The 13282-nt window shown below is 43.6% G+C and carries 9 protein-coding genes and 1 pseudogene; 6 read left to right on the top strand and 4 right to left on the bottom strand.

Going from position 1 to position 13282, the window contains the following annotated elements; all coding sequences use genetic code 11:
- A partial coding sequence (locus DP116_RS29240) for a helix-turn-helix transcriptional regulator (protein ID WP_246275597.1) occupies positions 1-237 on the bottom strand: 237 nt, incomplete at its 3' end.
- A gap of 115 nt (positions 238-352) precedes the next feature.
- Between DP116_RS29240 and DP116_RS12050 the strand changes: the two genes are divergently transcribed.
- From DP116_RS12050 to DP116_RS12030, 4 genes and pseudogenes are all read left to right on the top strand, one after another.
- The gene (locus DP116_RS12050) at positions 353-520 is read left to right on the top strand and encodes a hypothetical protein (RefSeq protein WP_169155415.1); all 168 of its coding nucleotides are present in this window, start codon (positions 353-355) and stop codon (positions 518-520) included.
- A gap of 161 nt (positions 521-681) precedes the next feature.
- Entirely contained in the window at positions 682-1668 is a 987-nt protein-coding gene (locus tag DP116_RS12045; RefSeq protein WP_169155414.1) for a hypothetical protein, read from the top strand.
- Between the two features lie 670 nt (positions 1669-2338).
- Positions 2339-5421, top strand: a pseudogene (gene sbcC, locus DP116_RS12040) (exonuclease subunit SbcC).
- A gap of 296 nt (positions 5422-5717) precedes the next feature.
- Complete coding sequence (locus DP116_RS12030) at positions 5718-6395, top strand: hypothetical protein (RefSeq protein WP_169155412.1); 678 nt, start codon at positions 5718-5720, stop codon at positions 6393-6395.
- Between the two features lie 112 nt (positions 6396-6507).
- On the opposite strand, the gene DP116_RS12025 is transcribed toward DP116_RS12030, so the two are convergent.
- Positions 6508-6663, bottom strand: coding sequence for a hypothetical protein (locus tag DP116_RS12025; protein WP_169155411.1), 156 nt, complete (start codon positions 6661-6663; stop codon positions 6508-6510).
- A 242-nt stretch (positions 6664-6905) separates the two neighbouring features.
- The gene (locus DP116_RS12020; protein ID WP_169155410.1) at positions 6906-8075 is read right to left on the bottom strand and encodes a hypothetical protein; all 1170 of its coding nucleotides are present in this window, start codon (positions 8073-8075) and stop codon (positions 6906-6908) included.
- 1003 nt (positions 8076-9078) lie between these two features.
- Here DP116_RS12020 and DP116_RS12015 point away from each other — a divergent pair.
- Positions 9079-9291, top strand: a complete 213-nt coding sequence (locus DP116_RS12015) for a hypothetical protein (RefSeq protein ID WP_169155409.1) — start codon at positions 9079-9081, stop codon at positions 9289-9291.
- 48 nt (positions 9292-9339) lie between these two features.
- On the opposite strand, the gene DP116_RS12010 is transcribed toward DP116_RS12015, so the two are convergent.
- Positions 9340-10299 carry an SMP-30/gluconolactonase/LRE family protein gene (locus DP116_RS12010; RefSeq protein WP_169155408.1) on the bottom strand — a complete coding sequence of 320 codons (960 nt, stop codon included), beginning with the start codon at positions 10297-10299 and terminating at the stop codon, positions 9340-9342.
- Positions 10300-10791: 492 nt separating this feature from the next.
- On the opposite strand from DP116_RS12010, the gene DP116_RS12005 reads away from it, so the two are divergent.
- Entirely contained in the window at positions 10792-13044 is a 2253-nt protein-coding gene (locus DP116_RS12005) for an alkaline phosphatase (RefSeq protein WP_169155423.1), read from the top strand.
- The last annotated feature ends 238 nt before the right edge of the window (positions 13045-13282 follow it).

The raw sequence follows: 13282 nt of genomic DNA, 5'->3' as shown, positions 1-13282 counted from the left end.
ATGAGCGCGGAACCGAAAGTTGGGTAGTCCTTCACCTTGTGAGCGTAGCAAGTCATCGAGTGTAATGCCCAAAGCACTAGCCAGAGCAGAAAGGATTTTGCTGTCTGGTAAAGTTTTGGCGTTCTCGTAGTTATTGATGCTCTGGCGAGTTACCCCAGCTTGTTCTGCAAGTTGTTCTTGAGACAAGCCTAGACTTTTACGGTAGCGGATCAGGTTCGCAGCAATGATCTCTTTCATGGCTGATTCTTGAGAGCGATCGCTAGAGGTGTCAAACTTGTTGATGCTATTTTCTCTAATTATAATATAAAATGTAAAAGCGCTTTTACATCTCTCTTAAGGAGGTGATGAAGATATGGCAAACAATACAGGCAAGGGCTATCGCCGTGGTGCTGTGGACAACCGTAGCCAAACTTACAACCCTGTGACCGAACAATGGGTGAAGCGTGATGCTGAAACCGGACGGTTTATGGACGTGAAGCAAAACGGAGAACCTTTTAAAGGTGTTCGTAAAAAAGACTAATACCAAATTACGTTCAATTGTAGAGATTGAACGCAACTCGGTATAGGTCTTAGGTTTAGTTTATTGAAGGGGTGGTATTACACTCATAGCCCACTCCTTCAGTTGTCTTCATTATCTCCCTCTTCGGCTTCAAAATACAAAGCATCACCATTTACAAAAAAATGGTCAGTAAATCTAAAACAAAAGCAGAAAGCCAAAAGTCCAAGGCTCGCACTGCCGCTAATTCAAAAAAAACAGTCATTGAACCCAAGATACAGGAAGCTAATAATGCTAAGTCCACTGCTCCGAGAGCTAGATCCAAACAGACCGACGAGCCTGCTCTTAAGACACAAGCAACTAAAAAGGTGAAGAGTCCAAACGGAAAAGCTAATTCAACGACAGGCAAGGCAACCAAACAAGCAAACAGTAAGACAAAGGTACAGCCAACTAAAAAAGCTAAGGTTGCTGCTGGTAAATCTAGCTCAACAACAAATAAACGTACTCAAAAAGTAGTCAGTCAGATTGACATAAAACCGACTGAACAGCCTACATTTTCTACTGCAAAAGCTAGCCCAACTGGAGCTAAAAGTGTCAGTCAAACCAAGGTACAACCAATCCCAAAAGCTAAAACTTCTACTGCCAAAACTAGACATAAGAATAAAAAAAATAGCTTTGAAAATAATTTTTTTAGCGAACCGGAAGTTGATAGAAAGTCAGGACGGAAAGCTAACCTTGACCTAAAAGCTAGCACAGTTCAAGCTGCATTTAAGAAGTTTCAATCCAAGATTGTTGACTTAGAGCGGTCAACCACAGAGAAAGGACGTACAAGCCGTGACTACTTGTTTAAGCAAGTTAAAAGACTAGTCAAGAATCACTCGGATTTCCCACCGCTTAAGGGTAACTATATTCCGTTTGGCTCATTTGCTAGAAAGACAAAGATTCGCCCCTTAGATGACATCGATATCTTGCTCCTGCTAAACGGAAGGGGAATTAATGTCGAGATTTCCTATCAACAGAAGCCATCCGGCTACGGAGTCAACATGACAGCAGTTTGTCGGGTAAAAATTACGGATGCTCGTTCTCCTCTTCAAGCATTCGCAGATGATAAGGGGTATGTCAACTCAATCAAGATTTTGAATCGGATTAAGCATCATCATCGTCGGCAATGAGTTGTGCAAATAACGTAAAAACGCGATCGCCCCTATGCGCAAAGCGCAGGCTACGCCAACAAAGCAGCGTGTCCGTAAGGACTCAGGGCAGACGCCGTTCATGCATATCCCCTCAATTCTCTCTTCAGGTCTAATTTCAATTACAGTTTGTTCAGCAAAGTCATGGCAGTTCCAAGCAGCACCATTTTTTTAAGTGAATTATAATGACGTTTTCGCAACCACGTTTTGCCAAAGTTCTTAAATTCACCGGAATGCACCTGAGCGAATAAACCTGTAAAAGGCAAATAAGAGGTAAGGGAAAATGGGGGAGATGGGTTGAGTCAGATAAGGGGTACCAGAGAAATTTCCCGTACTGTGTGACTCTATGTGTTTTGCTCGTCTTTTTCCTTATCCCCATGTCTTCTTTTTTGCCTGACATTATAAAGAGTTTAAAGCATCAAACAAACTTATTGTTTATCACAAGGAAAGAGGAAAGAACCTGATGAAAGATTAAATTTTCCACGACGACAGTAAAAGAAGTTTGCCTAATAAGAAAAATTTGCTCACTATATTGTTAACATTCGTAAAATTCGAGTGTTAAGGACTATAAACATGATAATAACCTAGCTAAACTAGCAATAAGAGCATTTGTACTGTTACTTCTAAAAAAAGGTGTGGTGCCTAATCCTCAATGATTCCAATCCAACTCACCCTCAAAAACTTCCTCAGTTACTGTGACACGACTTTAGATTTTCGTGGGTTACATACGGCTTGTATTTGTGGTTCCAATGGCGCTGGAAAATCTTCCCTACTCGAAGCGATTACCTGGGCAATTTGGGGTGAAAGTCGAGCTCCTTCAGAAGATGATGTTATCCATACAGGTGCAAAAGAAGTTAGAGTTGATTTCATTTTTGAAGCAAACCAGCAAACATATAAAGTGATTCGCACGCGATCGCGTGGTGGAAATGGTGCTCTAGAATTTCAAATACAAACGCCTACAGGTTTCCGCGCACTGACTGGTAAGGGCATAAGGGTAACGCAAGATCTCATTTTAGAACATATTAAGTTAGATTACGACACTTTCATTAATTCAGCATACCTGCGTCAAGGTCGTGCTGATGAATTCATGCTGAAGCGACCAACTGAGCGTAAGGAAATATTAGCAGAGTTATTAAAACTTAATCAGTATGATGAATTAGAAGAACGGGCAAAAGAACTCTCACGTCAGTTTAAAGCAAGAGCGGAAGAGTTAGAGCGCCTTTTGGATTCGTTAAAATCTCAACTGCAACAGCGTGAAGTAACTGCCCAAAAACAAGCCGAGTTAGAAGGGCAAATCAATCAATTGCAACAAGTACAAGCGTTTGAGAATATTCAATTACAAAGTTTGCAAGTTGTCCAGCACCAGCGACAAAACTGGGAGCAACAACTCAGTTTTGTTAGGCAGCAGTATCAAAATCTGACTCAAGATTGCGATCGCCTGACTCAAGAACACTCAGCAATTGACAATCAACTCTCTTCTTTAGAAGAACTCCTAACTCAAGAAGCTGAAATTCAAGCCGGGTACAATCAATACCAAATTCTGCAATCTCAAGAAGAAGCAATGGGCGCTAAATTTGAAGAGCACACTCGCGCCCAACAAGCACGACAACAAAAGCAACAGCAACTCACTCAACAAATTAACGAAATTGAACGGCAATTACAACACGCAGAAGCACAACTCGCGGCTTTACAGCAACAAGAGCAAGAACTTCGGCAAACTCTGAGCAAGTCAGATGAAGTCGAAGCAGCATTAGCACAACTTGCGACCGCACGCAACCGTGTTGCTCAAATGGATCAGCTGCAATTACAAGTCACTCCTCTTTTGCAACAACGGGTGAGATTGCAAAGTCAATTGGATCGTGCTCATGCTGGTTTAGTGGCTCGATTTGAACAATTGCAAGCGACAGAAAACCAACTCCAACGTCAGCATAGACGCCAACCGCAACTGCAACAAGCAGTGGTGGAAGTGGCGATGCAGATTTCGGAACTGGAGAAAAAGCGAGTTTATCTGCAACGAGTGCAGGAAAAAGGACAGGAAAGGCGTCACCTTATCGAACGTTTGCAAGCGCATCAACGGGACTTTGAAAAACTACTGGGAGAACTCCAGCAAAAGCTGCAAATGCTTCAGAACCCTAATGCTATCTGTCCTTTGTGCGAACGTCCTCTAGATGAACATCACTGGAACCGTGTAGTAGACAAAACGAAAGTAGAGTATAAAGATGCAGAGGATGAGTTGTGGATAGTTCGAGAACGAATGGCTGTTTCAGACAGAGAAATTCAGGTTCTCAGACAGGAATATAAAGAAATATCGCAACAATTGTCTCCTTATGATACCTTACGCGAACAAAGAGGGCAATTGGCAGCACAGTTGGAGGTGACAAGTGATGTTGAGCAACAGCTACAACAAATTGTTGCTGAAAAGCAGCACTTGGAGCGATCGCTCCAAATAAATGACTACGCCCACGACACACACGCCGAACTCCACCAACTCGAACAATATCTACAACAACTCAACTATAATGAACAAGACCACGCCCTTGCTCGTAACGAAGTTGAGCGGTGGCGATGGGCAGAAATTAGATTAAGCCAAATAAAAGACGCAGCTAAACGTCAAGCACAATTAGCAGGACGAAAACCAGAAATTGAGGCACAAATTACCCAATTACACACCAGAATCCAGCAAGAAGCCACTGAATCTGAATGTGCCAGAGAAATCGCCGCCCTTGAGCGCCAGATTACTGAAATTGGCTACGTGTCAGAACAACATAACAATCTTCGTATAGCTGTACGCAAAACTCAAGCTTGGGAATTACGCTATCAACAACTTGTTGGTACACAGCAACAGTATCCCCAACTCAAAACAAGATTACAAGAGTTAGAGATTTCTTTGCAAGCAAGATTGACAGAACGACAAAGATATGGAGCACAAATTGAAAGCATCGTTCAACAGCTAGAAGAATCAGCAAACCCATCTACTCAAATTCAAGTATTAGAGCAGCAGATAACATCACGCAGACGACAACTTGATGAACAAATTGCCCAGTTAGGACGCTTGCAGCAGCAGTCTCACCAACTGGAAACATTGCAAATTCAGTACGATCAACAGCAGCAGCAACTCCAAGAAGTAAGGCGACAATACCGTATATATCAGGAGTTATCACAAGCTTTTGGTAAAAATGGTATCCAAGCATTGATGATTGAGAACGTCTTGCCACAATTGGAAGCTGAGACAAATCAACTGCTTTCGCGATTGAGTGCCAATCAATTACACGTTCAATTTGTGACACAAAGAGCCGGAAAGAGTGGTAAGGCAAGCAAGAAAAATGCCAAGCTGATAGATACGTTGGACATTTTGATTGCAGACGCCAGAGGGACGCGGGCTTATGAGACTTATTCTGGTGGGGAAGCGTTTAGAATTAACTTTGCAATCCGTTTAGCTTTGGCGAAATTATTAGCGCAACGGGCGGGGGCGGCGTTGCAATTGTTGATTGTGGATGAAGGATTTGGGACACAAGATGCAGAAGGATGCGATAGCTTCGCTGCTGCGCTGCGCGCAGATCGCCTGATTGCAGCGATTAATGCGATTGCGCAAAGCGCAGACGCCAAGGGCGTATCGCTTCTGATTTTGCCTGCATCCTGACAGTGACTCATATGCCTCACCTCAAAGAAGCCTTTCAAGCCCGAATTGAAGTGAATAAAACACAAAGTGGTTCACAGGTGCGCTTGTTGATTTAATCAACACCTGTGTTTTTTCAGTTATTTACAAAGGCTGTTGAATATGTCGTTCTTTCAAGCAGCCTCTAACTTAGCTAACTCTTGTTGTGCTTTTTGGAGAACCTTAGCTTGTGCAGTCAAAGTTGTAGTTGCCGATGGAGAAGACGATGAAGCGGGAGACGAGTTAAGATTTGCAGCGGTTTCGTTTTATTTTATGAAAAATTCATTAAGCCGCTCTTGATTTTTACGTATTATTCTGGGTAAGACACGTATTTTATTTACAGTCTGTGTTTTCACCTAAAAAGCAAAGGACTATTATGCTCTGTCAAAAAGTCACATGGTTCATTCCCGTAGCCTTAACTTTACTTAGTTTTGGAGCGAATGTACAATCCGTCACCGCACAGACTACGGAAAATATTTATGAATTCAGTATTACTTACGACGCACTAGCTATCTTTGGTCCAGTTTTTAATGAGGAAAAAAACATTCTAGATGTAGCCGTCCTAGGTGAAAGTATTGGTGATGCCCCTTTCGGATTAACTAACTTTGATAGCAGAACTTACGGGCGGTTTGAGGATCGCACAACCCAAATATTCAGCACATTTGATGCAGATCCATCCGTATTTGGTATAGAAGGCAACGTACGTGGCGATCGCTACTTTGGTGGTTCTAACGAGTTATTTGGAAGAGCAAGCGATAGCGCTGTCATCGATCTGGTTCAACAGACTATTGTCGGTGGTGGCATCATAAATGTCACTGGTGGAACAGGTATATTCTCAAACGCTACAGGCTTAATAACTTTCACTCAAGAAGACAGGCTGACTCCAGGTTCAACTGATGGACCCTTAACCTCTAGGGGTGTAGCTGTACTAAATTTCTCTATACGGACTCCTCAAAGAGTTCCAGAACCAGCAGCTACAACGGCGTTACTCGGCTTGGGTGTTACTGGAGCGGTGTTGCTACATCAATATCGTCGTCGGCTTAATAATTTTTAACGTGAGTACTAACTGTTGAAAAAAGCGCAAAAATTCGCTATTTTTACCCCTTTCGGAGAAGCTCAAGAAATTTATGACAAGGTTATGCTGAAATTTCCTGTATGAAAGGGTTTCAATGACGTTGGCACTTCGGTGACAGCAACTCTTGCATTGAGCGAAAATAAGCAGCGCAGTGTCCAAAGCGATCGCGCCTTGGGCGGCTCCCTTTGGGAGCATCGCCCAAGGCGCGATCGCGTCTGATTTCGCCTGCATCCTCACCGTAACTCATATGCCTCACCTCAAAGAAGCCTTTCAAGTCCGAATTGAAGTGAGTAAAACTCAACAAGGTTCACAAGTGCGATTGTTGATTTAGGACTGCTACATATTTTGAACTTACATAGAAATGCTTAAACACTCAATTTGATTAGTAATACAACAACAAAGTATGGCTTAGTGGTACTGCGGGCGCTATGCGCCCGCAAGCTTATAGACAGGCTTATCAATGCAAAAACTGGCGATGTGCTACAACTTTTAGCCTATGCCAGAGAAATCATAATTCGGGTTGTTGTAGCCTGGATTTGATATGGCAGATGTTACAAGGTCAGGACTGCTGAGTAAATTGCTGACATCAGTGCCTATAGCTTGGCTTGGCCTACTACTACCTAGCGATATCAGTCCGCCACTCACAGAGAAATTCCAACCTTCATTACCAATAAGTGTATTGCCATCACCACTGGCTTCAATCCGGTTTCCAAGGAGATTGCTGTTACTTACACTAGCTGTGTTGCCACTACCAAGGATGTCGTTGTTACTACCAGTCTGTGTATTGGCATTACCAAGGATGTCGTTGTTATTGCCTAAGTTCCAGTTACCGTTACCGTTGGTTGTGTTGCCACTACCAAAATTCCAGTTACCATTACCGTCGCTTGTGTTGTTACTACCGTAGTTCCAGTTACCGTTACCTTGACCAGTGTTACCAGTGGCATTTGCACCATCTAACTTTTGAATATCAGATATCCAGTTGTCGCTGTTATAAGGTACAGGTAGACCGTTGTTGCCAGTTGCAGGTAGGTTGCTACCACTCTGGTTCGAGGGGGGAGTGCTGCCAAATGGTAAGTTGCCGGGGAGGTTGCCTCCAGCGACGGCATTGTTAGCACCAGAGGCACTATCACCACCAGAGGCGCTACCACCAGCAAAGGGATTGCTACCACCGGAGGCACTATTACCACCAGATGCGCTACCACCAGCAAAGGGATTGCTACTACCGGAAGCACTATTACCACCAGATGCGCTACCACCAGCAAAGGGATTGCTACTACCTAATGCGCTGGTGTCACCGCCAACGACTCCGATCAATTGATTGAACGGGTTATTAGTATCAGTTAAAGCCCGTTCGTCGAGTGGTCGCTCGTAATTGTAGGTATACTGTCCATCTGCACTGGTTGTAGATGAATTGCCACCACCGATGAAGGAAGCAAAGGTATTACTACCATCAGCAGCGCCACCGAAGCCACCACTAGCGGCACCGCCAGCACCGCCAGCACCGCCAGCACCAAATCCACCACTAGCGGCACTATTTAAAGTGCTGCCATCGGTGGACTGCCATGCCCCATCAGTGAAAGAAAAATTGCCATTACCAGTTAAATTGTTGCTAGTACCTTGTGACCCAACAGTTTGATTGCTATTCTCAGAAGTTGCCATTAGAATTAAACTCCTATGACTAAAACTCAAATTCCCCCAGAAAGAGGAAGATCAACGACATGAATGAAAGCATTTTTTGACTTTCATCTTCAATAAAGAAATACTGTTTTCTAACTACATAACTATTTTTGACAGCTAGTTAGAATTTGCTTGGAATTCAGTTAAATATCAATGAAAATAGTTTGATTTCATCAAGCCTTAATTAACCCAAAATCAAACTAAAGAACAGTTACATCCACACTCAACAAAAGTATACGAAATAATATTTCCGTTTGAAATGAACAAAATTTAGATTTGATTGTTAATTCTTTTGATTTCGTTCAGGCAGAATATCATGCACGGTAGAATTCAGGTCTCTCTGTGTCCTTAAAAGCGATACTTTCCGGATTTGCTCGCTCACTCTTGAAAACAGGCATTATCTAATAATAAATAAGTTTGGCGATTCTCCTGCAATGTGCATTGTAACTTCCACACATTAGTGCTGGCTAATCTGTAGTTAGCATCCTCCTACAGACAGATAGTAAACAAACATATTAATCACACAGATGCCAAATCTCTGAATTCTAACCGCCGACAGATTTATACTTCTTAAGAGTTTTCTAGCATTTAAGGGGATACTGTATTCCGAAAGTTACTATATATTGAAGCTTATGATCTTGTGATAATTGGCGCTGGTCACAATGTACTTGTTTGTGCCTTATTGCGTACTTGTCACTGTTAAAGATGCCATTTATTGCTGAAGAATTAGTGCCAAATAATCCTGAAAGAACGAGCTTTAGCTAAAGCTAAAAAAACATACCGAGGATAATTTACCTGTTCATAGTTTCCAAATGCTAGCAGATATATCGCTACTTTATACGAAGCCAAAGATAGTATTATTTGATGGAAGATAAAGACTGCCATCAACTATGCCGCGATCGCGCCTTGCAAAGGCTCCCTTTAGGAGCATCGCGAATTCAAAATGTACGTCATAGTTCGCAAGTTCCGCTAACGAGTGAATAAATTGACGAAGAAGAATAACAAGGGAATAAGAACTGCGCTTTGGGCGATCGCAGCAATTAATGCGATCGCCCAAAGCAAGAGACGCCCTTGGCGTATCGCAGATTTTGCCTGTATCTTAACCGTAACTCATATGCCTCACCTCAAAGAAGCCTTTCAAGCCCGAATTGAAGTGAATAAAACACAGAGTGGTTCACAGGTGCGATTGTTGATTTAACAGTGAACAGTAAACAGTTTCACTGTTCACTGTTCACTGTTCACTGTTTTAAGGACTAGGAATGGTCGAAACAGTAAACGGTAACTCAGGTGTCAGTCCCGGTGCACGCTTGTCAAATTGAGAGTTGACAACTAGCAGCTGCGAACTCACTTGGGCAATAGTAGTCGGGTAAGCCAACGACGGATCAGTCGTGCTGGAGACAACAGTACCTCGGGAGAAATCCTCTTCTAGTTCAACTTTGACTATCAGCTTTTGCTGATTACGCACAACGTACAAAATTTGCTTTTTACCGCGCGAGAGCAAGATACCATCGCCGTTGTTTAGTCGTTCACCGCCTAGATCAATTTCGGTGACTTCCTTGCTATCAATGTCGATACGAAACAGCTTTCCTGTGTTTGACTGCACAACTACCAGGTACTTACCGTCTAAGCTTGCGGCGATACCGTTGAGGTTAAATCCTGACTGGTACTCTAGACTCGTACCAGTAAAATCGAGCCAAGCCTCAAACTGAATTTCATTTGCCGAATTGATCGAAACTTTGTATAAAGTTGGATCAGATGAGTCAGTGAAATAGGCTTCTCCATTCGCAGAGATAGCTACATCATTAATGAATGTAGAAGCCTTTTGGTTCTTAAACTGACCGAGTAGTTCGCCACTGCGGGTATCGTAGACAAATATTTGACCAGTATTGCCTCCTGCTACAAACAAACGATTTTTGTCGTCCACTTTTAAGCCGACAGCTGTTGTGCGCCCATCAGCACCACCGGGTAAGAACACCTTGGCTGACTCCTCTTGGAGATTTCCTCGCAAAATTGCGCCGTCTGTGGTGCTACTCACAAAAAAGTCCTTGGTTTTGGGTTGGTAGGCAATACCTTCTGGAAAAACAGTCTCTCCAGGAAGGATATAGCGGTTGAGACTGATAACCTTAGCTTGAGTGCTTGCAAAATCGAAAGTAATCAATGAGACTACTACGACTACGAGCAGTAAAATAAACTTTAATCTTGACATCAGTTTTTTTACGTATACTTTAGTTAACAATCTCAAACCAGAGAAGAAAAATCAAGAGTTCGGTTAACGTAATTGTTGCTCAGAGAAACCGGGTTTCTGTCAAGCGTGCTTATCACCAACCGTATTGGGTACGATTGTTGATTTAGGAAGATTTGGCAATGCGTCTAATAATAGACAAATGCTTTTAGGTTATGTTTCTCTTGCAACTTTTATACCTGTACCTTGTTTCCACATTTTTAGTACATTTAAACTATTTCAGGAGTGATCGCCGACTTTTAGTCTAAACTCCAGTCAATAAGAGGAAATTTCCACTTGGCTACATCGCAATTTAAAAAAATACTTATTTTTAATCAAAACATTCTTCATTTTTAACCTAAGTTTGAAAGATTTAGAGAGAAAGGTGCAGAAAGCTGATCTCAAGTTTTTGTGCCAGTAATTTTTATTTCTCAGTATTAGGAGACCGTAGTACTCGTGGCAAAGAACGTTATCATCATGATCGGTGACGGCATGGGCTGGGAAATGGCTCGTGCTGCTGCTATCTACAAACAGATACAAGAGGGGAAAACGGGCGCAACCCTAAGTGATTTCTACACTACAGGGGAGGGTACGGGACTAAGCTACCAAAATTTGACTGGCTACACCCTAGCTACGACTTACGGCACAACTATTGCCGATAGTAACGGAGTTTTTAGTACCGGTAACTCCGCCTTGGATAACTCTGATCCAGCAACAGGAGGTAGTCCGGTTCGTTCTGGTTTCAGCTTTAACCCTGCCTTTAATCCAGGTTCCACAGCAACTGGTCAAGCAAAAGTCAGCGACGGCGCAGTAGGTAACTTGGTCGGTTATGACCCAGAGCGTGGTGGGATCAACCCCTGGACTCCTGGCAATGATCCAGAATATATCAAGTGGAGCTATCCCGATTCTGCGAACACTGCCACCACCCTGTATACCGGTGTGAAGAGCTATAACAATGCTATTGGCGTAGATATTTTCGAGCAACCCCTCGAAACCATTCTAACGACAGCTAATCTGCAAGGAAAATCAACAGGTCTGGTATCGTCAGTACCTATTGACCACGCCACCCCTGGTGCAGCCGCCGCCAGCGTGAACCGCCGTACAAAGTATGATGATGAGTTCCCCAACTTAGACAACATCCTCCAGCAAGAATTACGAATCTACCAGCCAACGGTGTTGTTAGGTGGAGGACATCCACTCTCCACGCCTGGAAACCCTTTACCAGAAGGTGTAGAACCACCTCGTACAAATGAGTTCATCACAGAATCAACCTACAAAGAACTGAGTTCTAACCCCACTAATAACATCTACGATTACACCTTTCTGGAGCGAGGAGCTGACGCCGCCGCCAAGCTAGCTGAGATTGCTGGTGCTGTTGACCCTAATAAAGGCGATCGCCTATTGGGTTTATATGGCGCTCGTGGGCAGAATGGTAACTTACCTGTAAGTTCTGCCAATGGAGACTATAGCACGACTGGACTTGATAACTTCAGCGTGTTCTCCACTCAAGGCAAGAACCCCGACACTAAGCGACCGCTACTGCCTGGAGAAACAGATGAATCCTTCATCGCCAGAGAAGTCAACGAAAACCCAACCCTCAAAGACTTGACAAATGCGGCATTAGAGGTTTTAGGTAAGGATCAAGATGGTTTTTGGCTGATGGTCGAAGGTGGGGATATTGACTGGTCTGCCCACGACAACAACATAGATAACCTGATTGGCACCGTGTTGGACTTCGACAAAGCAATTACGTCTACAATTAACTGGATTGAAAACAACGGTGGCTGGGAAGACAACCTGCTGATAGTTACAGCTGACCACGACCACTATCTGACATTAAATCCGAACTACCCCTCTTTGGTGCGAAGCCTCGGTGGTCAAGCGCTGACGGATTTAGATACACCGACAGAAGCGGGGCACTTCTGGGGTTCTGACTCCAATGTTAAGTACGGGTGGGGAAGTCATTCCAACCGTCCAGTACCAGTTTACTATCAAGGTGCTGAATCGGAAGTGCTTACCAGCTTTGTGGGTCAGGGTTATGAAAGTTACGGCTATCAAATTCCTGGCATACCCGGACTTGTAGATCAATCCCAAATCTACAGAACCATGCTGGCGGCGGTCACAGGTTCTTCAGAAAAGCCCTTGCTACAAGAACCTCAAACCTACTATGGCTCAGCTGGCAATGATGTCGTTTACACTGGATCTGAGAGTGACACAATCTACGCCGGTGAAGGTGACAATAGAATTTTCGTGAACAACGGTGACAACAAGGTGTTTGCTGGTTCAGGCAACGACCTTGTGTATGCTGGTATTGGTAACGATGTTATTTACGTCGGCGAAGGTGATAACACAGTCTTTGCGGGTGCTGGTAACGATGAAATCTACGGTGGCGCAGGAGACGACCAGTTTTATGCAGGGGCTGGCGATGACCTGATCTACGCTGGTGAAGGTAACAACATTATCTCTGCGGGAACAGGCAACGATACAGTGTATGTCGGCAGTGGCGAGAATGGCTTTATCCTAAACGCCGGGATTGGTTCTGTCACCATTTATGGCTTCACGTCCGATGACTACATTAGTCGTGGCGGTGGTCTAACTGCCCCCAACGCAACTACTCTTCCTCCCGAACTAAGTCTTCGCATCAGCGGCAATGATACCCTAATCAGCCTTGGTAACGACCTACTGGCAACCCTCAAGTGGGCGCAGCTTGACACCGTGACTATTGTCTAGTCTTATTTTTAACTGGGAAGTGAAGGAAGACAAAAAATATGTGATTGTTTGTCTGAGCTTCTGAAGCCGTTTTATAGCAAGACTTCAGAGGCTTTTCTATGACTGCACCTAAAACACAGGTGAAGGTAGCACAGAAACCTCAACCAAATCAAGTCACCAATGTGGAATTTACCGAAGAAGAGACCACCAGATAAAATACGCTTGGCTTGAGCGAAATTTACGCCCGTGGACAAGAAGG

Source organism: Brasilonema bromeliae SPC951, from assembly GCF_012912135.1.
Classification (GTDB): Bacteria; Cyanobacteriota; Cyanobacteriia; order Cyanobacteriales; family Nostocaceae; genus Brasilonema; species Brasilonema bromeliae.
The sequence above is the reverse complement of the archived record's forward strand: the minus strand, read 5'-3'. Positions and strand labels throughout refer to the sequence as shown.